General features: G+C 69.5%; 17 protein-coding genes. 7 read left to right on the top strand and 10 right to left on the bottom strand.

All coding sequences use genetic code 11. From position 1 onward, the window contains the following. Positions 1-14: 14 nt before the first annotated feature. Complete coding sequence (gene eda, locus O9Y01_RS18565) at positions 15-644, top strand: bifunctional 4-hydroxy-2-oxoglutarate aldolase/2-dehydro-3-deoxy-phosphogluconate aldolase (RefSeq protein WP_269633089.1); 630 nt, start codon at positions 15-17, stop codon at positions 642-644. Positions 645-697: 53 nt separating this feature from the next. Here the strand turns inward: eda and O9Y01_RS18560 are convergent, their stop codons facing one another. Beyond that, positions 698-1,255, bottom strand: a complete 558-nt coding sequence (locus O9Y01_RS18560) for a PaaI family thioesterase (protein ID WP_442952770.1) — start codon at positions 1,253-1,255, stop codon at positions 698-700. 17 nt (positions 1,256-1,272) lie between these two features. Further along, complete coding sequence (gene xth, locus O9Y01_RS18555) at positions 1,273-2,037, bottom strand: exodeoxyribonuclease III (protein ID WP_269633088.1); 765 nt, start codon at positions 2,035-2,037, stop codon at positions 1,273-1,275. Between the two features lie 370 nt (positions 2,038-2,407). Here xth and O9Y01_RS18550 point away from each other — a divergent pair, with 370 nt between their 5' ends. Next, on the top strand, positions 2,408-4,096 hold the full coding sequence (locus tag O9Y01_RS18550) for a methyl-accepting chemotaxis protein (protein ID WP_269633087.1): 1,689 nt from the start codon (positions 2,408-2,410) through the stop codon (positions 4,094-4,096). 50 nt (positions 4,097-4,146) lie between these two features. Here the strand turns inward: O9Y01_RS18550 and O9Y01_RS18545 are convergent, their stop codons facing one another. Genes O9Y01_RS18545 through O9Y01_RS18525 form a run of 5 tightly spaced genes read right to left on the bottom strand, consistent with a single transcriptional unit; the run spans position 4,147 to position 9,813 of the window. After that, positions 4,147-4,725, bottom strand: a complete 579-nt coding sequence (locus tag O9Y01_RS18545; RefSeq protein ID WP_269633086.1) for a DUF4337 domain-containing protein — start codon at positions 4,723-4,725, stop codon at positions 4,147-4,149. Positions 4,726-4,755: 30 nt separating this feature from the next. Further along, the gene (locus O9Y01_RS18540; protein WP_269633085.1) at positions 4,756-5,262 is read right to left on the bottom strand and encodes a dihydrofolate reductase; all 507 of its coding nucleotides are present in this window, start codon (positions 5,260-5,262) and stop codon (positions 4,756-4,758) included. A gap of 14 nt (positions 5,263-5,276) precedes the next feature. Beyond that, complete coding sequence (locus O9Y01_RS18535) at positions 5,277-6,143, bottom strand: thymidylate synthase (protein ID WP_269633238.1); 867 nt, start codon at positions 6,141-6,143, stop codon at positions 5,277-5,279. A 13-nt stretch (positions 6,144-6,156) separates the two neighbouring features. Further along, the gene (locus O9Y01_RS18530) at positions 6,157-7,929 is read right to left on the bottom strand and encodes a mechanosensitive ion channel family protein (RefSeq protein WP_269633084.1); all 1,773 of its coding nucleotides are present in this window, start codon (positions 7,927-7,929) and stop codon (positions 6,157-6,159) included. Positions 7,930-7,980: 51 nt separating this feature from the next. Further along, complete coding sequence (locus O9Y01_RS18525) at positions 7,981-9,813, bottom strand: ABC transporter transmembrane domain-containing protein (RefSeq protein ID WP_269633083.1); 1,833 nt, start codon at positions 9,811-9,813, stop codon at positions 7,981-7,983. 154 nt (positions 9,814-9,967) lie between these two features. Between O9Y01_RS18525 and O9Y01_RS18520 the strand changes: the two genes are divergently transcribed. The 4 genes from O9Y01_RS18520 (at position 9,968) to O9Y01_RS18505 (ending at position 14,829) form a co-directional block, all read left to right on the top strand. Further along, positions 9,968-10,465 carry a MarR family winged helix-turn-helix transcriptional regulator gene (locus O9Y01_RS18520; protein ID WP_269633082.1) on the top strand — a complete coding sequence of 166 codons (498 nt, stop codon included), beginning with the start codon at positions 9,968-9,970 and terminating at the stop codon, positions 10,463-10,465. A gap of 5 nt (positions 10,466-10,470) precedes the next feature. After that, positions 10,471-11,898: an efflux transporter outer membrane subunit gene (locus O9Y01_RS18515; protein ID WP_269633081.1), complete on the top strand. Its 1,428-nt coding sequence runs from the start codon at positions 10,471-10,473 to the stop codon at positions 11,896-11,898. Positions 11,899-11,965: 67 nt separating this feature from the next. Continuing rightward, on the top strand, positions 11,966-13,264 hold the full coding sequence (locus O9Y01_RS18510) for an HlyD family secretion protein (protein ID WP_269633080.1): 1,299 nt from the start codon (positions 11,966-11,968) through the stop codon (positions 13,262-13,264). A gap of 2 nt (positions 13,265-13,266) precedes the next feature. Then, entirely contained in the window at positions 13,267-14,829 is a 1,563-nt protein-coding gene (locus O9Y01_RS18505) for a DHA2 family efflux MFS transporter permease subunit (RefSeq protein WP_269633079.1), read from the top strand. Positions 14,830-14,857: 28 nt separating this feature from the next. Here O9Y01_RS18505 and O9Y01_RS18500 read toward each other — a convergent pair whose 3' ends face one another. The 3 genes from O9Y01_RS18500 to O9Y01_RS18490 form a co-directional block, all read right to left on the bottom strand. Beyond that, positions 14,858-15,100 (bottom strand): hypothetical protein, encoded by a 243-nt coding sequence (locus O9Y01_RS18500; protein WP_269633078.1) that lies wholly within the window; start codon positions 15,098-15,100, stop codon positions 14,858-14,860. 7 nt (positions 15,101-15,107) lie between these two features. After that, positions 15,108-16,001: an SPFH domain-containing protein gene (locus tag O9Y01_RS18495; RefSeq protein WP_269633077.1), complete on the bottom strand. Its 894-nt coding sequence runs from the start codon at positions 15,999-16,001 to the stop codon at positions 15,108-15,110. A gap of 96 nt (positions 16,002-16,097) precedes the next feature. Continuing rightward, a complete protein-coding gene (locus O9Y01_RS18490; protein ID WP_269633076.1) occupies positions 16,098-18,233 on the bottom strand; it encodes an acetyl-CoA hydrolase/transferase C-terminal domain-containing protein in 2,136 nt (711 codons plus the stop codon). A gap of 215 nt (positions 18,234-18,448) precedes the next feature. Between O9Y01_RS18490 and O9Y01_RS18485 the strand changes: the two genes are divergently transcribed. After that, positions 18,449-19,267, top strand: a complete 819-nt coding sequence (locus tag O9Y01_RS18485; protein WP_269633075.1) for a GGDEF domain-containing protein — start codon at positions 18,449-18,451, stop codon at positions 19,265-19,267. Positions 19,268-19,283: the final 16 nt, after the last annotated feature.

Raw genomic sequence — 19,283 nt, 5'->3', positions numbered from 1 at the left:
GCAGAGGAACTAGCATGAGCAATCAGACCCTGAGCCTGGCCAGCCACGGCCCCGTGATCCCCGTCATCGTGATCCAGAAGCTGGAGCATGCGGTGCCCCTGGCCGAGGCCCTGGTGGCCGGAGGCGTGCGGGTGCTGGAGGTGACGCTGCGCACGCCGGTGGCGCTGCAGGCCATGGAAGCCATGGCCCGTGCCGTGCCCGAGGCCATCGTGGGGGCGGGCACCCTGCGCACCGCAGCGGATGTGGCGGCGGCCAAGAACGCCGGCTGCCGCTTCGGCGTCAGCCCGGGTTTCAACTCCGAGATCGCCGTGGCGGCCCAGGGGCAAGACCTGGCCCTGCTGCCGGGTGTCTCCACCGCCAGCGAGGTCATGCAGGCCAATGCCGCGGGCTACACCTTCCTGAAGCTCTTCCCGGCGGTGGCCGTGGGCGGCGTCAACCTGCTCAAGGCCCTGGCCGGGCCCTTCCCGGACGTGGCCTTCTGCCCGACGGGCGGCATCACGCAGGAGTCCGCCCCACAGTTCCTGTCCCTGCCCAATGTGAAGGTCTGCGGCGGCTCCTGGCTCACGCCGCAGGACGCCATGGATGCCGGAGACTGGGGCCGCATCACCCAGCTGGCCCGCGCGACGCACGCCTTGCGCGCCTGAGGGTGGCTCAGGGCGACTCAGGGCGGCTCAGGGCGCCCGCGGGCGCCTGCCCCTCAGCCCTGCCGCTGCTCGAAGATCAGGCAGGTGGTGCTGGCGTGGGCGTAGAGCTTGCCGTCATGCCCCAGCAGGCGGGCCTCCGAGGTGGCCACCTGCCGGCCGCGGTGCGTCACCTCGCCGATGGCGCGGACCAGGGGCACCTTGTCCGTCAAGGCGCGCACCAGATTGACCTTGAACTCCAGCGTGGTGTAGCCGCTGCCCGGCTCCAGCGTGGTGTGCACCGCGCAGCCCAGGGCGGAGTCCAGCAGCGTGGCGAACCAGCCGCCGTGCACGGTGCCCAGGGGGTTGTAATGACGGAACTGCGGCTTGCCCTGGAAAACGGCCTTGCCCTTGGCCACCTCGATCAGCAGGAAGTCCAGCGTCAGTGCGATGGGCGGGGGTGGCAGCTCGCCGTCGAGCATGGCCTGCATCTGGGCCAGGCCGTCCAGGCCGGCCAGCTGGTCCAGGCGCGCCAGCCCGGGCTCGGGCTGCATGCGCTGACGGACCCGGGCTTCCTCGTCGCACCAGCGCTGGAGCTGGGCGTCGGCATGCGTGGCAGGGTCGGCTCGGCTCATGGGATCTCCTGAGGGCTTCAATCCAGGGTGACGATGACAGGCGCATGGTCGCTGGGCCGCTCGTTGCGCCGCGGCTGCTTGTCGATCTCGCAGGCCTTCACGCGCGGGCGCAAGGCCTCGCTGACCAGGATGTGGTCGATGCGCAGGCCCTGGTTCTTGCGGAAAGCCAGGTTGCGGTAGTCCCACCAGCTCCAGCTCTTGGGCGGCTGCTCGAACATCCGGAAGGCGTCGACCAGGCCCAGGCCCAGGAGCGCCTGGAAGTGCTCGCGTTCCTGCGGCGTGCAGTGGATCTGGCCCGCCCAAGCCACGGGGTCGTAAACGTCGCGGTCCTCGGGGGCGATGTTGAAGTCGCCCATCAGCACCAGGCGCTCGTGCGTCTTCAGCTCGGCCCGGACCCACTCGCGCAAGGCCTCCAGCCAGCCCATCTTGTAGACGAACTTCTCGCTGTCCGGCGCCTGGCCGTTGGGGAAATAGGCGCCGATGACTCGTACGCCGTCCACCGTGCCGGCGATCACGCGCGCCTGTTCGTCCGCAAAGCCGAGGATGTTCTTGACCACGTCCGTGGCCGGCTTGCGGCTCAGCAGGGCCACGCCGTTGTAGGTCTTCTGGCCGAACCACTGCACTTGGTAGCCCGCCGCGCCGATCTCCAGCGTGGGGAACTTGTCATCCGTGAGCTTGGTCTCCTGCAGCACCAGGGCATCGACCGGATTGGCCGCCAGCCAGTCCAGGAGCTGTGGCAAGCGCACGGCAAGGGAGTTGACGTTCCACGTGGCAAATTTCATGACTTCGAGGCAAATGACGGGGGGGTGAGCCATTGTCGGCCAGAACTGAGATTGCGTTGCCCAACCGCCCTGCGTAAGGTTGCACCACGTTGGGTCGCGCGACACCCTCAAGGGATGCTAGGCGCGCGCCGATGGCTGCAATCAGCGGGATAACAAGCCAAGAGGCTGGCCCGCGCAAGGGAGCGATTCATGCAGAACTGTGCTTTCGGGCCTTAGACGCCCGCATTCCACTTCCACTTCCACTTCCACATCCACTTCTCCATCCGCACGGCGAGGCTGGTGCCTGACCGTCGTGATGGTGCATCTCTGCCCGGCAACGTGAGCAGCGTACATCCTGCGTGCCTGCTCCAGCCATCTCATGGAGAGAACCATGCAACAAGGCAAGGCAAGTTCGGTTCGCGGCATCTTCGGCACGCTGTTCGCTGCGGTGTTCGGCATCTCGGTTCTGCTCCTGTGTTCGACGCTGGCGATGCGGCGCGCGGCAGAGAGCGTGGAGCGGGCCACCCAGGCACGCTATGACTCCTACCTCCTCGCCGACGAGCTGCGGCAAAGCTCGGACGACCTCACCCGCCTCGCCCGCACCTATGTGATCAGTGCCGATTCCAAGTGGGAGAAGCAGTACTTCGAGGTGCTGGATGTCCGCAACGGAAAACTTCCCAGGCCGGCGAACTACCAGGGCATCTACTGGGACTTTCGCGCTGCCGATGAAACACCCAGCAAGGGCAGCGGCGCCTCAGTGCCGCTGCAGGACTTGATGAAGAAGGCCGGCTTCACCGAGGCCGAATTCGCCAAGTTGCGGGAAGCCCAGCAGAACTCCAACGACCTGGTGCGCACCGAGACCATCGCCATGAACCTCGTCAAGGGACTCTATGACGATGGCAAGGGCGGCTTCACCAAGCAGGGCGAGCCAGACCTGGAGCGGGCCCGCGCCATGATGCATGACCTGGACTACCACCGGTTCAAGGCCAAGATCATGCGACCGGTGGACGAGTTCCTCCAGCTGCTGGACCAGCGCACCGCCCTGGCTGTGGCGCAGGCCAGCGAGCAGCGCAGCACCTGGGCCAATGTCTCGGTGTTGTTGGCCGTCCTGCTGGTGCTGGCCGTGGCCGCCCTGCTGTGGTGGGGCTACCGCGCCATTCTTTCGCAGCTGGGTGCAGAGCCTGCCCAGGTGCGCAGCATCGTGGAGCGGGTCGCCTCAGGTGACCTCACCAGCCCGGTCGAGCTGCAGGACGTTTCATCTCACAGCCTGCTGGCTTCCGTGTCCCGGATGCAGCATGCCCTGCGTGATGTGGTGGGCGTCGTGCGCGCCAGCAGCGACAGCATCGTCACCGGCTCAGCCCAGATCGCCACGGGCAATGCCGACCTGTCTCAGCGGACCGAGCAGCAGTCCAGCAACCTGCAGCAGACGGCGGCTTCGATGGAGACGCTGTCCGACACCGTGCGCAGCAATGCCGACACCGCCCGCCAGGCCACGCAGCTGGCGGGCTCGGCCAGCGCGGTCGCCGAGCGCGGCGGCGAGGTGGTCAGCCGCGTGGTCTCGACCATGGAGGAGATCAACGGGGCCTCACGCAAGATCGTCGACATCATCGGCGTCATCGACGGCATTGCCTTCCAGACCAACATCCTGGCCCTGAATGCCGCTGTGGAAGCCGCGCGGGCTGGCGAGCAGGGCCGTGGCTTTGCCGTGGTGGCCAGCGAGGTGCGCAGCCTGGCCCAGCGCAGCGCCGAGGCGGCCCGCGAGATCAAGGGCCTGATCCACGACAGCGTGGGCAAGGTCGAGGCCGGCAGTCAGCTGGTGAACGAGGCGGGCAGCACCATGGCGGACATCGTCAGCCAGGTGCGTCGCGTGACGGATCTGATCAGCGAAATCAGCACCGCCAACAATGAGCAGACCACGGGCATCCAGCAGATCAGCAGTGCGGTGGGTCAGCTGGACCAGGTCACGCAGCAGAACGCCGCCCTGGTGGAGGAGAGTGCCGCTGCGGCGGAAAGCCTGAGCCAGCAGGCCCAGGCCCTGATCGAGGCGGTGCGGGCCTTCAGGCTGGAACCGACGGCCTGAGGCCGCCGCCCGGAAACGGGCCGCTCACTGCGGCCCGCGACCTGCAGGCTTCAGTAATGCAGCCAGGCCGCAATGCCGATCAGCACGCCCACGCCGCCCACGGCCAGCGTCGCGCCTTCCATCCAGCGGCGGCGGGTCAGCAAGGCGATGGCGGCCAGGGCGATGGAGACCTGCAGCGCCGTGGTGGCCTGCGCCCAGCGGTGGTGCTGGTGGAGCTGCTGCTCGCTCTGGTGGTCGAAGTCGGCGGACTCCTTCTCCAGGGCCTCGGCTTCCTTCTTGATCTCGTTCTTCTCGGTCTCGTAGCGCTCGATCTTGGCCTTGTACTTGGCCTTCTGCTCCTCGCTGGGAGCCAGGTCCATGGCAATCTCGGCCAGGTTCTGCTTGCTGCTCTTGGACTGGAAGTAGGCCCACTTGTTCGCCGCTTCCGTCTTCTTGATGGCCGCGTCGTTCTTGTAGAGGCCGGCATTGGCCTGGGTGGCACCGCCCATGTAGGCGAAGAGCGCACCCACCGTGGCCAGGATGGCCGTGATCACGGCCAGCTGGCCGGCCATGCCTTTGGGTTCGTGCTGGGCCGCATGCTCCAGTTCGTGGTCATGCGGGCCGTGGACGTGGAAACCGCCTCCGGACATTGTTCATTCCTCCCGAAATTGAAAAACCGCTCAGCCTACGCGTTCGTAGCGCACGAAGCTGTAAGAAAAACCTTCTGGCTCGCCGGCGCGGTGCGTGTGCGCCTCGCGGCGGCTCATGCGGAACTGCGTGGCATCCCAGGCCGGGAAGAAGGCGTCGGCCGGGCGCTGCAGGTCGAACTCCGTCAGTTCCAGGGCCGTGGCCATGGGCAGGGCCAGGGCGTAGATCTCGGCGCCGCCCATCACGAAGACCCGCTCTGCGGGGCCGCAGGCGGCCAGGGCCGCGGTGATGTCGGTGAAGACCTCGGCGCCGGGCAGTTGCAGGCCCGCCTGGCGGCTCAGCACCAGGTTGCGGCGGCCGGGCAGGGGGCGGAACTTCGCGGGGATGGAATCCCAGGTCTTGCGCCCCATCAGCACCGTGTGGCCCAGGGTGAGCGCCTTGAAGTGGGCCATGTCCTCGGGCAGGCGCACCAGCAGCTCGTTGCCAAGGCCGATGCCGCGATCCCGGCACAGGCCGGCGATGAGGGTCAGGTCTTGCATGCTTGCCCCGGACCTCAGACCGCCACGGGCGCCTTGATGGCGGCGTGGTGCTGGTAGTCCTGCACTTCGAAGTCGTCGAGCTGGTAGCCGAACAGGCTGTCGGGCTTGCGACGGATGTGCAGGGTGGGGTAGGGGAAGGGCTCGCGGCCGAGCTGGGTCTGCACCTGCTCGAAATGATTGCTGTAGATGTGGCAGTCGCCGCCAGTCCAGATGAAGTCGCCCAGGTCCAGGTCACACTGCTGGGCCACCATGTGGGTCAGCAGGGCGTAGCTGGCGATGTTGAAGGGCACGCCCAGGAAGATGTCCGCGCTGCGCTGGTAGAGCTGGCAGGAGAGCCTGCCGCGGCCGCCGGGCTCGGTGGCGGGGGCCACGTAGAACTGGAAGAAGGCGTGGCAGGGCATCAGGGCCATCTTCGAGAGATCGGCCACGTTCCAGGCGCTGACGATGAGGCGGCGCGAGTCCGGATTGCTGCGCAGCTGCTGCAGCACCTCGCTGATCTGGTCGATGTGGCCGCCGTCCGGCGTGGGCCATGAGCGCCATTGCACGCCGTAGACCGGACCGAGGTCGCCGTCCTCGCGGGCCCATTCGTCCCAGATGGTGCAGCCGCGCTCCTGCAGCCATTGCACATTGGAATCGCCGCGCAGGAACCACAGCAGTTCCAGGATGATGGACTTGAGGTGCACCTTCTTCGTGGTCACCAGCGGGAAGCCCTCGTTGAGGTCGAAGCGCATCTGGTGGCCGAAGAGCGAGCGCGTGCCGGTGCCCGTGCGGTCGCCCTTGCTCACGCCCTGTTCAAAGACAAGGCGCATGAAATTTTCGTACTGGCTTCGAACGGGGCGGGTGGTCACGGCAGGGGTCCGGGCAGCGTCAGGGCAGCAGATGAGGCAGCGTAGTTTATGCGAGCCGCTGTTCGCCTGCCGGGGCCTGTGCCGCCGGCCCGCCCTGCGCAGGCTCGGGGTGCCAGTGGGCGGGTGGAACCACCTTGGCTGCGTCGGGATCGCCCAGATAGTGCGGGGACATGATCTGCACGCCGAACTCGTTGAAGACGTCCTGGATCTCCGCGTGGAGCAGGCTCAGCACCTGAGCCCGCGGGCCCGGCTCCGTGGGCTGGGCCTGCACCACCAGGCGGTACTCGACGTAGAAGTCCGACAGCGCGGTCTGGAACACGCGCGGCGCGGGATCCTGGAGGATGCCAGGCGTGCGGGCTGCCGCGAGCTTGAGCATGGCCTCGACCTGGCGCCAGGCGGTGTCATAGCCGATGGTCACGGTCGTGTCCAGCGCAAAGCCTGCGCCGCCGCCGGTGCGGGAGTAGTTGCGCGTGACGCTTCCGGCGATCAGGGCGTTGGGCAGCGTGAGCTCGTCACCCTGGCCGGTGCGGATGCGGGTGGCGAAGGTGCCCAGCTCGGTGACGGTGCCTTCATGCTCGCCGATGCGCACGTACTCGCCGATGCGCAGCGTGCGCGTGTACATGAGGATCAGCCCCGCGGCGGCCTGGCCCACCACGCTGGAGGCGCCCAGCGAGGCCATCAGGCCGATGAGCACGGACAGGCCCTTGAAGGCCTCGGTCTGCGCGCCGGGGAGGTAGGGGTAGGCCATGGCCACGGCGAAAGTCCAGATGCCCAGTCGCATCAGGCGGCGCGTGGGGCGGGCGGTGTCGGCGTCCAGCCAGCCCAGGTCGACGGCGCCGGATTCGGCTCGCTCGAAGAAGGGGTCCAGGGCAGTGCTCAGGAAATGCGCGAGCACGAAGATCAGCACGGCCACCAGCAGCTGGGGCAGAGCACTGGCCGCACCGATCAGCACGCCGCCCAGGGCGTCGCGCAGCGCGGCATGCAGCTGCTCGCCCCACACCCGTGTGTAGGGGAACTGGCGAAGGGCCCAGCCCAGCCACTCGTACACCAGCAGCAGCCACAGGCCGGCATGCAGCAGGCGCACGACCAGTCGCACGCCGTCGCCCAGGCGGTCCAGGCTCAGCAGCGTGACCCCGCTGACCTGCAGCTTGCGGGCCTGTGCGCCGGCCCCGCGCGCGAGCAGGCGCAGGCTGATCCGCGACACCCTGCGCAGGGCCCAGAGCAGCGGCAGCAGCAGGCCCAGCGAGCCCAGCACCCACAGCGCCGAGAGCCCCAGGCGCTGCCAGCTGTGGGCCTCCTGGTGTTCGGCCAGAGCCCGTTGCAGCTGGGTCTTGGCGTGCTGGGCACGCTGGTCCAGGTCCTGCTCCGTGGGGGCGTCCAGGCCCAGGTCGGCCGGCATGAGGGTGCTGATCAGCTGCCCGTTCACCAGCAGGGCCCGGCCGTCGGGGGCGGGGCGCAGCGTCACTTGATACTCGGGCGCCTGCGCCTCCAGCACGCCCTGCAGCTGGGCCTGCGCGCGCCGCTGCCGGTCGGCCGGGCTCAGGCCCAGCGAGCTGGCGCGGAACACGAGGATCTCTCGCCCCGCGAGCTGCAGCCGGGGCTCGGCGAGAGCGGGCCCTGACGCAGGGACGCCTGCCGGGAGCGTTGCAGTCACGGCCGAGGAGGGCGCCGCCGCCGGCGTCTGCGCGAGACCGGCCAGGGGCAGTGCCATCAGCAGGACCGTCAGCAGGACCGGCAGCAGCAGGAGCAGGCCGTGAGCGAGGCGGTCGAGCAGCGTCGGGAAGGGGCGCAGGCGCGCGGGTGGGCAGGTCCGTGTCATGGGCGGTCCGGGTGAGCAGGGCGGGCCCAACTCTACCCGCCGGGAGCCGCCTCAGGTGCCGGTCTGGAACTGCAGCGCCGCCAGCCGCGCATAGATGCCGCCGCGCTCCACCAGCTCGGCATGCGTGCCCTGCTCGACGATCTGTCCGTGGTCCAGCACCAGGATGCGGTCAGCCCGCTGCACGGTGGCCAGGCGGTGGGCGATGACCAGGGTGCTGCGCTGGCGCATGGCGGCCTCCAGCGCGGCCTGCACCACGCGCTCGCTTTCGGCGTCCAGGGCGCTGGTGGCCTCGTCCAGCAGCAGCAGGGGCGGGTTCTTCAGGATGGCCCGCGCAATGCTGATGCGCTGGCGCTGGCCGCCCGAGAGTCGGACGCCGCGCTCGCCCAGGAAAGTCTCGTAACCCTGGGGCAGGGCGCTGATGAAGTCGTGCGCGAAGGCCGCCCGGGCGGCGGCGATGACTTCCTCGTCCGTGGCGTCCGGCCGGCCGTAGCGGATGTTCTCAAGCGCATTGGTCGAGAAGATCACGCTGTCCTGGGGCACCAGGCCCACCCGCTGGCGCAGGGCCTGCAGGGGCAGTTGCGTGATGGGCACGCCATCGAGCTCGATCCGGCCCTGCTGCGCGTCGTAGAAGCGCTGCAGCAGCTGCAGCACGGTGCTCTTGCCCGCGCCGCTGGCGCCGACGAGGGCGACAGTCTCGCCGGGTGCGAGGCGCAGGCTCAGGCCCTGCAGGGCCGGCCTGTCCGGCCGGGAGGGGTAGTGGAAATGCACGTCCTCCAGCACCAGGGTGGCGCCGGCGCGGGCCGGCGGCAGAGTCAGCGTGCGTGGCGGGTCCTGGATGGGGGACTGGGCCGCCAGCAGCTCGCTGAGGCGCTCCATGGCGCCGGCCGCGCGCAGCACGTCGCCCCAGACCTCGGCGAGCACCGCCACGCTGGAGACCAGCAGGGTGACGTAGACCAGGGTCTGGCCCAGCAGGCCGGCGCTCATGCGGCCCTCGATGACGGCCTCCGTGCCGCGGTAGAGGCCGAAGAGCATGGCCCCGAAGGTGGCGGTGATCAGGAAGGCCACGAGGCCGGCGCGCACCTTCATGCGCTTGCGGGCGGTGTCGAAGGCGGCCTCGCTGGCCTGCTCGAAGCGCTGGCCTTCGCGGGCTTCCTGCGTGTAGCTCTGCACCACGGTGACGGCATTGATCACCTCGGCGGCGATGGCGCTGGTGTCCGCCACGCGGTCCTGGCTGGCGCGGCTGAGCTTGCGCACCCGGCGCCCCAGCAGCACCGCGGGCAGCACCACGAGCGTCAGCAGGCCCAGCACCGGCAGCATCAGGCCGGGATTGCTCCAGACCAGCATCAGCAGGGCGCCGATCCCCATCACCACATTGCGCAGGCCCATGGAGAAGCTGGAGCCCACGACGGTCTGCACCACCGTCGTGTCCGTGGTGAGCCGGCTCAGCACCTCGCCGGTCTGGGTGGTCTCGAAGAAGGCGGGGCTTTGCTTCAGCACGTGGCGGTAGACCGCGTTGCGCAGGTCCGCGGTGACCCGCTCGCCCAGCCAGGTGACGCTGTAGAAGCGCGCTGCCGAGAACACCGCCAGGGCGATGCCCACGCCGAACAGGGCGCCGAAATGGCCGCGCAAGGCCATCACGCGCTGGCTGGGGTCGCTGGACACCAGACCCTGGTCGATCAACTGCTTCAGGGCGACGGGAAAGAGCAGGGTGCTGACGGCTGCCAGGAGCAGGAAGAGCCCGGCGAGTACCACGCGCCCCCGGTAGGGCCGCAGGAAGGGCCAGAGGGCGGCCAGGGCCTGGGGCGGGCCCTTGGCCTGGTCGGCGCCAGGGGCGCTGCGCTGGGCGGGGGCGGGTGAGGCGATGGCTTGGGCGGTGTCCGGCATGGGATGGGCGTGCGGCAGGGGTGGCAGGCATCTGGGGACAGGTCCGCGCTTTGCAAGCAGATCTGTGCGAGATGCGGCAATTGGAACGGGAATCGCGAAATCCCCGTCTTCCACAAGGATACTTGCCTGAGCAATAATTGCCTAGGCAATTGATATGAAGCAACCCACACCACTCCCTCCGCCGGCCGCCTTCTACAGCGCCGACACCTACCGCAGCCAGGACAGCATCGGCTGGCTGATGCACCGCATCAAGCAGTCCATCGTCCACCTGGCCGACAAGCGCCTGTGCCAGCACGGCCTGACCCACGCGCAATGGGCGCCGATGCTCAAGCTGCGCCTGCATGGGCCCAACTCCACCCTGCAGCTGGGCAAGGACCTCGACATGGACGCCGGCGCCCTCAGCCGCCTGCTGGACCGGCTCGAGGCCAAGGGCCTGGTGCAGCGCGAGCGCTCCAGCACGGACCGCCGCGTGGTCCAGGTCTCGCTGAGCGAGGAAGGCCAGCGGGTCACTGCCGAGCTGCCGGCCGTGCTGTCCGAAGTCTTCAACGCCCACCTGGCCGGCTTTACCGAGGCCGAGTGGCGCACCCTGATCGAACTGCTGCAGCGCCTGATGGCCAATGGCGAAGCGCTGCGCGAGGCAAGCAAGGAATGAAACCGATGTACCCACACCCCCGCCTGGGCGCGCTGCGCCTGTCTGCATTGCCAGCGCTGATGCTGGCCCTGGGCCTGATGACGGCCTGTGCGCCCGTGCCGCCGCAGCCGGCCGTGCCCGAGCGCCTGAAGGGCGAGGCGCTGGGTCTGCAGGCCGGTGGCGCGGTGGCTGACGCCGCCTGGTGGCGCGCCTGGGGCGACGAGCGCCTCAACGCCCTCATGGACAAGGCCCTGCGCGATGCCCCCAGCCTGGCCCTGGCCCGTGCCCGCATCGCCAAGGCTGGCGCCGTGGTGGACAACGCCGCCGCGGCCGACAAGCCCATCATCGGCGTGGGTCTGGACGTCGAGCGCCAGCGCTTCAGCGAGCACGGCATGTACCCGCCGCCCCTGGCCGGTCACGTCTACAACACCGCGACCCTGCAGGCGGGCGTCAGCTATGACTGGGACTTCTTCGGCCGCCACCAGGCCGCGCTGCAGGCCAGCCTCGGCCAGCAGCGCGCCCTGCAGGCCGAGGGCGAGGCAGCCCGGCTGAACATCGCCAGCGCCGTGCTGCGTGCCTGGCTGGGCCTGGCTCGCAGCGTGAGCCAGGAGCAGCTGCTGCAGCAGCAAGTCGTGCTGCGCCAGCAGGCACTGGAGCTGGTCCGCCAGCGCCGCGCCGCCGGCCTGGATACCGACATCGAACTGCGCGGCGCCGAGGCGCCTCTGGCCGACCTGCAGCGCCAGCTCCTGGTCCTGCAGCAGCAGGCCCAGGGCTACCGCGTGCAGCTGGCGGCCCTCAGTGTGCAGCCGCTGGAATCGCTGGCCGACTGGCAGCCGGCGCTGCCAGCCACGGTCGCCCCGGCCACCGTACCCAGCCTGGACCTGCTGGCCTCGCGGCCTGACGTGCGCGCGGCTCTGGCGCGCGTCGAGGCCGCCGGCTACGAGATCACCGCGGCCCGTGGCCGCTTCTATCCGGACCTGACGCTCAATGCCTTCGCCGGCTTCAGCAGCATCGGCCTGGACAAGCTGCTGGAGAGCGGCAGCCACCAGCTGGGCTTCGGGCCCTCGCTGCGCCTGCCCCTGTTCGATACCGGCCGCCTGCGTGCCGGTTTCAAGTCCGCCGTGGCCGAGCAGGAGGCCGCGGTGGCTGCCTACAACGCCGCCGTGCTCGAAGGCGTGCGCGACGCCCGCGAGCAGTGGGAAGCGCTGCGCTCGCTGCAGGCCCAGCAGTCGCCCCAGGAGGCCCTGCTGCGCAGCAATGAGCAGCAGCTGCGCCTGGCCCAGGAGCGGCAGGCCGCCGGCCTGGGCAACCGCCTGCCGGTGATCCAGGCGCAGCAGGCGCTGATCCAGCAGCAGCGCCAGTCCCTGGACCTGCGCGCCCAGCAGCTCGACAGCCGCGTGCAGCTGATGCGTGCCCTGGGCGGCGAAGCCCTCCGCACCGAGCCCCGCGCCTGACCACACGCCCGAATAGTCCAGCGGCGCCGCCGAGCGGGCCGCCCCCCAACATCAAGACCAGCACACCATGAGCCAAGACAACAGCAACAGCTCCGCCACCGCTCCGGCGAAGAACGGCAACCCCCAGCGCAAGAAGGGCCTGACCACCGTGGCCGTCGCCCTCATCCTGGGCTTTGGCGCCTACAGCGCCTACGAGTGGCTCGTCGGCCGCCATTTCGAGAAGACGGACAACGCCTATGTGCAGGCCAATGTCGTGCAGATCACGCCCCTGGTGGGCGGCACCGTGCGCGCCATCCATGTGGATGACACCGACGCCGTCAAGGCCGGCCAGAAGCTGGTGAGCCTGGACCCGGTCGATGCCCGCATGGCCCTGGACCAGGCCCAGGCCCAGCTGGGCCAGACGGTGCGCGAGGTCCGCACCCTCTTCGCCAACAACGCCACCTTGCAGGCCCAGGTCCGCAGCCGTGAGGCCGACCTGCTGCGCGCCCGCAGCGAGGCGGCCCGCCTGAAGGACGACGTCAGCCGCCGCGAGCCCCTGGTGGCTACCGGCGCCGTCGGCAAGGAGGAGCTGGAGCATGCCCGCGCCCAGCTCAAGACCGCGCAGGCTGCCGTCGCGGCCGCCGAAGCCGCGGCCGAGGCGGCCCGCGAGCAGCTGGCCTCCAGCCAGTCGCTGACCGATGGCACCAGCGTCGAGCAGCACCCCAATGTGCAGCGCGCCGCCGCCCGCGTGCGCGAGACCTTCCTGGCCGTGCAGCGCAACGAGCTCGTTGCTCCGGTCGACGGCTGGGTGGCACGCCGCAGCGTGCAGCTGGGCCAGCGCGTGGCCGCCGGCACCCCCCTGATGAGCGTGGTGGGCCTGCAGCAGGCCTGGGTCGACGCCAATTTCAAGGAAGGCCAGCTGGCCCGCCTGCGCATCGGCCAGCCGGTGACCCTGGTGGCCGATGTGTACGGCGACAAGGCCGAGTTCCACGGCAAGGTCGTGGGCCTGGGCGCGGGCACCGGTGCGGCCTTTGCCGTGCTGCCGGCCCAGAACGCCACGGGCAACTGGATCAAGGTCGTGCAGCGTGTGCCGGTGCGCATCGCCCTGGACGCCAAGGAGCTGGCCGAGCATCCGCTGCGCGTGGGCCTGTCCATGAACGTGGCCGTCGACGTGAAGGACCAGTCGGGCAAGCCGCTGTCCGAGACCGTTGCCGCCGGCAGCGCCACCGCGACCAAGGTCTTCGAGGACCAGGACCGCGCGGCTGACGCCGAGGTCCAGCGCATCATCCAGTCCAACCTGGGACGCGCGGCCAAGCCCGTGGCCACCGCGCCCAAGGCCGTGGCCAAGGCCCATCGCAACACCGACGCCCTGCACGGAAAGGCCTGAGCATGAGCGCCCCCGCTGCTGCCGTGGCGCCACCGCCACCGCTCAAGGGCTCCGACCTGGTGATGGGCACCGTTGCCCTGTCACTGGCGACCTTCATGAACGTGCTGGACTCGTCCATCGCCAACGTGTCGCTGCCGGCCATCGCTGGTGACCTGGGCGTGAGCCCGGTGCAGGGCACCTGGGTGATCACGAGCTTCGGCGTGGCCAATGCCATCTCCGTGCCGCTGACTGGCTGGCTGACCCAGCGCTTCGGCGCCGTGCGCCTGTTCACCACCAGCGTGCTGCTCTTCGTGCTGGCCTCCTGGCTGTGCGGCTTCGCGCATTCGCTGGAGATGCTGGTGGCCTGCCGCGTGCTGCAGGGCCTGGTGGCGGGGCCGATGATCCCGCTGTCCCAGACCCTGCTGCTGTCCAGCTATCCGCCGGCCAAGGCCGGCACGGCCCTCGCGTTGTGGGGGGTGACGACGCTGGTCGCGCCCGTGGTCGGGCCCTTGCTGGGCGGCTGGATCACGGACAACGTCTCCTGGCCCTGGATCTTCTACATCAACGTTCCCGTGGGCCTGCTGGCCGCAGGCATGACCTGGAGCATCTACCGCTCGCGCGAGACGCAGATCAAGAAGCTGCCCATCGACGGCGTGGGCCTGGCCCTGCTGGTGCTGTGGGTCGGCGCGCTGCAAGTCATGCTGGACAAGGGCAAGGAGCTGGACTGGTTCGCCAGCCCCGAAATCTGCATCCTGGGCCTGACGGCGCTGATCGGATTCGCCTTCTTCCTGGTGTGGGAGCTGACGGACGAGCACCCGGTGGTGGACCTGCGCCTCTTCGCGCGGCGCAACTTCCTCTTCGGTGCGGCCACGCTGTCCATCGCCTACGGCCTCTTCTTCGGCAATGTGGTGCTGCTGCCGCTGTGGCTGCAGCAGTGGATGGGCTACACGGCCACCGATGCCGGCATGGCGCTGGCGCCGGTGGGCCTGCTGGCCATCCTGCTGTCGCCGGTGGTGGGCCGCAACGTGGCCCGGGTGGACCCGCGCTGGATGGCCAGCTTCGCCTTCGTGATGTTCGCCATCGTGCTGAAGATGCGCGGCAACTTCACCACGCAGACGGACTTCGCCACCATCATGATCCCCACGATCCTGCAGGGCGCGGCGCTGGCCTTCTTCTTCATTCCGCTGACCACGCTGACGCTGTCGGGCATCACGCCGGACCGCATCGCGGCGGCCGCGGGGCTGTCGAACTTCGTGCGGATCACGGCGGGCGCCATGGGCACCTCGATCTCGACCACGCTGTGGGAGAACCGCGCCGCGCTGCACCACCACCACCTGGCCGAGCGCCTGGCGCAGGGCGATGCGGTGACCACCGAGACCCTGCGCCAGCTGCAGGCCGGCGGCATGAGCCAGGAGCAGTCCCTGGCCTGGCTCAACCGCATGGTGGACCAGCAGGCCTTCACCCGCGCGGCGGACGACATCTTCATCGCCTCGGCCGCCATCTTCCTGGTGCTGATCGCCTCCGTGTGGCTCACCAAGAGGCCGCCGCGCCTGGCGGCGCCGGTCGACGCGGGCGGCGCGCACTGAAGCCGTCGGCATAAAAAAGGGCGAGGCCTCAGCGGTCCTCGCCCTTTTCGTTTGCGGCCGTCTCGTCGGCCTCGGACTCCTTGGGGGGGCGGCCCCGCTTGGCGGCGGGACCGGTGTCCAGGCGGATGCCGCGCCGCTGCAAGGACTCCCGCAGCAGGTACTCGATCTGCGCATTGCTGGACCGCAGCTCACGCGCGGCCAGGCGCTCGATCTCGTCCCACAGTTCCGGCGGGAGGCGCAGCAGGAAGCTCTTCTTGCCCGGGCTGGCCATGTGGCACTCAGTTGTAGAGCGTGCCTGCGTTGACGATGGGCTGGGTGTCCTTGTCGGAGCACAGCACCACCAGCAGGTTGGACACCATGGCGGCCTTGCGCTCGTCGTCCAGCACCACGATCTCGCGCTCGGACAGGCCCTTCAGCGCCGACTCCACCATGCTCACCGCGCCATGCACGATGCGCTGGCGGGCGCTGATGATGGCCTCGGCCTGCTGGCGGCGCAGCATCACCTGGGCGATCTCGGGGGCGTAGGCCAGGTGCGTCAGCTTGGCGTCCAGCACCTCCACGCCCGCCGCGGCGAAGCGCTCCTGGAGCTCGCCCTTCATGGCCGCGGCCACTTCGTCCTGGCCGGCGCGCAGCGTGGTCTCTCCCGGCTGCAGGTCCTCGCCGTCGTCGTAGGCGTAGAGATTGGCGGTGTGGCGCAGTGCGGCCTCGGCCTGGATCTGCACATAGGTCTCGTAGCTGTCGACGTCGAACAGGGCCTGGGCCGTGTCGCTCACCCGCCAGACGACGGCGGCGCTGATCTCGATGGGATTGCCGCGCTTGTCATTGACCTTCAGTGTGGGCGAGGTGAGGTTGCGCGAGCGCAGCGAGATCCGCTGCTTGCCGGCGAAGGGATTGGCCCAGCGCAGGCCGGCCTCGCGGTCGGTGCCGATGTAGCGGCCGAAGAGGGTCATCACCCGCCCCTCGTTGGGCTGCTGCATGTACAGGCCCGCACCGACCAGGCCGGACAGGACCATGCTCAGCACCGCCCCGATCAGGTGGTGCGCTCCGGCGGCCATGAACGCGGCCAGTGCCCACAGCGCCAGCATGCCCAGCAGGGCCAGGTAGCCGTTGGCGGCGCGCGCCAGGCGCTCGGTGGTGCGGGCTTGCAGCGGGATCGATGCGACGGTGCTCATGGAGGCCCTCCGGTGAATTAATGTGATATCACTTTAATTCCAGATTTGCCGTCTTGGCAAGCCCTTCCTGAGCGTCCGCCCCGGCCGCCCCCGCATTCAGAGGTTGGCGGCGAACAGGCGCTTGAGAAAGAGCTGCTTGAAGCTGTGGGCCTGGTCCAGACCCAGGCGCTCCAGGTAGGCCTCGGGCACCTCGGGCAGGCCCTGCAGGCTGCGCAGCACGAGACTGACCAGCTCCACGGGATGCGTGCTGGCGTGCTTGAGCTTCTTCAGGGCGCGGACGATCTTGAGTTCGTCCTCCGTGAGGTCGGTGCCGAAGGGGAAGTCCGGAAGCAGGCCCTCGTTGCGCCAGGGACGCAGCAGCTCGCGCAGGGTTTCGGGGCGGTTGCAGCGCCAGGTGTCGGGCAGCTGCCAGTCCGCGGCGAGCTTGCCGTGGGCCTGGGCCTCGCGCACCAGCTCGTCCTGGAAGCGCGAGTCGGCAATGCGGATCAGGGCCTGCACGACCTCGGTGTCCGTCCTGCCGCGCAGGTCGGCCACGCCGTACTCGGTGATGACGAGGTCCCGCAGATGGCGCGGGATGGTGACGTTGCCGTAGTTCCAGACGATGGAGCTGGTGAGGCCGTGGTGGTTGTCGTGCGTGGCGCGCAGCATCAGCACGGAGCGGGCGTCCGGCAGCGCGTGGCCCATGGCCACGAAGTTGTACTGGCCGCCCACGCCCGAGACCACCTGGCCCGATTCCAGTGCGTCCGAGCCCGCCGCGCCCAGCAGGGTCATCTTCATGGTGGTGTTCATGAAGCGCGCGTCGCGGCGCTGCAGGCGCTTGAGGCGCTCGCTGCCCAGGGCATCGCCGTAGAGCTCGTTGATGTAGCCGATACGGGTCATGGCGATCTGCTCGCGCAGCGGCTCGTCCAGCTCACGCAGGGTCTGGTAGAAATCCCGCGGCCCCAGGAAGAAGCCGCCATGCAGCAGGGCGGCCTGACGCCATCTCGGGCCCAGCACCTCGCTCCAGGCCTGCAGGGACTGGCTGCTGGCCAGCTCGGCGGGCAGGGCCCGTGCTGCGTCAAGGGTCAACGTGTCGCTCAGCAGGCCCTGGGCCTGCCAGTGCCGCAGCGCGGCGGCGTCCAGGGGCAGGCGCAGAGCGCCCATCGCCTGCAGGGCGAGCAGGGTGCCGATGCTGGGCGCCTCGCCGAGCGCGCCCTCCAGCGCCAGGGTCTGCAGGGCCTCGTCCTGGTAGACGCAGCGCTTCACGATGCCCGCGCGGATCAGTTGCAGCAGGCCATTGACGAACATCTCCGAGCAGCCATAGAGCCCCTGCTCGAAGGGCGCCAGCTCGCGTGCGGCCGTGCCCTCCAGCGTCAGCCCGGCCAGCATCTGGCGGAAGGCCTCGGGCCGTGTCTGGCGCACGATCAGGGCCTGCGCGATGGCATCGCCCAGCGAGCCGATGCCGATCTGCAGCGTGCCCCCGTCCTTGACGAGGCTGGCGGCATGCAGGCCGATGGCGTAGTCGGCCCACCCGATGGCGGCATTGGGCGGGGCGAAGAGCTGGTGGGAGGTCTCGGGTGTCTCGACCAGCAGGTCCACGATGCCCGGTGGCACCACGGCGGGGCCGGGCATGAAGGGCAGCTGGCGGTTGATCATCAGCACCGTCAGCGGCTTGCGGCCCTGGGCGGCGAGGCGCTCGATCAGGTCCAGGCTGAGGTCGGGATTGCAGGAGAGGGACAGCTGGCGCCCGTTCGCGTCCTCACGGCAAGCCACCGCCTGCAGGATGAGGTTGACGCCGTGGCTCATCATGTCCCGCACCACGAAGCTGTAGTTGGTGCAGACGAAGCCCTGCTGCGCCAGCGGGTTGCCGAGGTAGTCACCGGTCTTCAGGAAGAACTCGTGGACCTCGATGTTCGGCGGCAGGGTCTGGGCGCGGTGGTCCTTCACGTAGTCCAGGTCCGGGTAGTCGGCGAAGACGCGCTCGACCAGCGGCGCGAGGAACTGCTGCTCCAGCTCGCTCTTGCCCACGGGCTTCTCGAGGGACAGGGCGGTGAAGATCTTCAGCCGGCGCTCGGGCATGCGGCTCACGCGGCGGTACAGCGTGTTGACCAGGGGATTGGGCTTGCCCAGCCCCAGCGGGATGGCCATGACGAGGTCGCCGGGCACCCGAGCGAGGATGAGGTCGACCGCCCGCTCCAGGTCCTGGATGGGGTCGGCCGTGCCTGCGTGGGGGAGGGGTGGGGTGGACGTCATGGCGGAGCTCCTCTGTTTGTCTTGAGTGTCACCTCGGCCTCGGGTGTGTGGCTTGACATTTGGCAAGTCATGACGCCGGAGACCGCATCGCGCAAGGGGGAATTGCCGAGGCCCCTTGATCGTGGTGCTTCCCGTCTGGAGGGGCGCGGAGTGTGCTGCAATATCGGCTGCAGTCGTCCCCTGCCACTTCCCGCGCTCCGCCCGCCGATTCGTTCATGTCCACGCCGTCGCCAGACCTCGAACACGATGCCCCCGCCTGGTTGCCCTGGTTCGGGCATTTCGTGACCCGCCGCGGGCTGTGGGCGGGCCTCACCCTGCTGTGCGGCACGGTCTGGCTGATGGCCCTGGGACTGTCCCAGCTGCTGATCACGCTGATGGGGCGCGGCGACCGCCTGGTGGCCACGCTGTGCGCCTCGGCCTGCGCACTGCTGATCACAGGGGTGTTCGGCTACCTCTTCCTGCGCCTGGTGCAGTTCCAGGACCAGACCCGGCAACGGGTGAGCCACCATGCCACGCTGGATCCGCTCACCAGCGCCTTCAACCGCCGGCATTTCCTGCAGCTGGTCGACCGCGAATGGTCGCGCGCCAAGCGCTACAACATGGACTGCGCCATGCTGCTGATGGACGTGGACCACTTCAAGCGCGTCAATGACACCCACGGCCATCTCTGCGGCGACCGCCTGCTGCGCGAGATCGCCCGCGTCAGCGGCGAGACCCTGCGCCAGGCCGATGTCCTGGCCCGCTTCGGCGGCGAGGAGTTCGCCGTCTTCCTGCCCCACACGGATCCGCTGGGCGCGCTGGACGTGGCCGAGCGCATCCGCGAGCGCGTGGAGCAGCTGGACTTCCGCTGGGAAGAGCGGGACGTGCCGGTGAGCGTCAGCCTCGGCGTGGCCTCGCTGCAGTATGAGCACCTGACCCTGGATCACCTGATCCACGACGCCGACGAAGCGCTCTACAGCGCCAAGGCCGCGGGCCGCAACTGCGTGCGCGCCAAGCTGGGCCTGCAGCCCGGTCATTCCAGCTACGCCCACTGAGCCCGGCTGCGCAGGG

It is taken from the genome of Pelomonas sp. BJYL3 (genome assembly GCF_027257975.1).
GTDB lineage: Bacteria > Pseudomonadota > Gammaproteobacteria > Burkholderiales > Burkholderiaceae_C > Roseateles_B > Roseateles_B flavus.
This window is presented reverse-complemented; position numbering and strand designations above follow the sequence as displayed.

Coding starts and splice junctions, on each gene's coding strand:
- eda (WP_269633089.1), top strand. CDS start 15: ATGAGCAATCAGACCCTGAGCCTGGCCAGCCACGGCCCCGTGATCCCC.
- O9Y01_RS18560 (WP_442952770.1), bottom strand. CDS start 1,255: ATGAGCCGAGCCGACCCTGCCACGCATGCCGACGCCCAGCTCCAGCGC.
- xth (WP_269633088.1), bottom strand. CDS start 2,037: ATGAAATTTGCCACGTGGAACGTCAACTCCCTTGCCGTGCGCTTGCCA.
- O9Y01_RS18550 (WP_269633087.1), top strand. CDS start 2,408: ATGCAACAAGGCAAGGCAAGTTCGGTTCGCGGCATCTTCGGCACGCTG.
- O9Y01_RS18545 (WP_269633086.1), bottom strand. CDS start 4,725: ATGTCCGGAGGCGGTTTCCACGTCCACGGCCCGCATGACCACGAACTG.
- O9Y01_RS18540 (WP_269633085.1), bottom strand. CDS start 5,262: ATGCAAGACCTGACCCTCATCGCCGGCCTGTGCCGGGATCGCGGCATC.
- O9Y01_RS18530 (WP_269633084.1), bottom strand. CDS start 7,929: ATGACACGGACCTGCCCACCCGCGCGCCTGCGCCCCTTCCCGACGCTG.
- O9Y01_RS18525 (WP_269633083.1), bottom strand. CDS start 9,813: ATGCCGGACACCGCCCAAGCCATCGCCTCACCCGCCCCCGCCCAGCGC.
- O9Y01_RS18520 (WP_269633082.1), top strand. CDS start 9,968: ATGAAGCAACCCACACCACTCCCTCCGCCGGCCGCCTTCTACAGCGCC.
- O9Y01_RS18515 (WP_269633081.1), top strand. CDS start 10,471: ATGTACCCACACCCCCGCCTGGGCGCGCTGCGCCTGTCTGCATTGCCA.
- O9Y01_RS18510 (WP_269633080.1), top strand. CDS start 11,966: ATGAGCCAAGACAACAGCAACAGCTCCGCCACCGCTCCGGCGAAGAAC.
- O9Y01_RS18505 (WP_269633079.1), top strand. CDS start 13,267: ATGAGCGCCCCCGCTGCTGCCGTGGCGCCACCGCCACCGCTCAAGGGC.
- O9Y01_RS18500 (WP_269633078.1), bottom strand. CDS start 15,100: ATGGCCAGCCCGGGCAAGAAGAGCTTCCTGCTGCGCCTCCCGCCGGAA.
- O9Y01_RS18495 (WP_269633077.1), bottom strand. CDS start 16,001: ATGAGCACCGTCGCATCGATCCCGCTGCAAGCCCGCACCACCGAGCGC.
- O9Y01_RS18490 (WP_269633076.1), bottom strand. CDS start 18,233: ATGACGTCCACCCCACCCCTCCCCCACGCAGGCACGGCCGACCCCATC.
- O9Y01_RS18485 (WP_269633075.1), top strand. CDS start 18,449: ATGTCCACGCCGTCGCCAGACCTCGAACACGATGCCCCCGCCTGGTTG.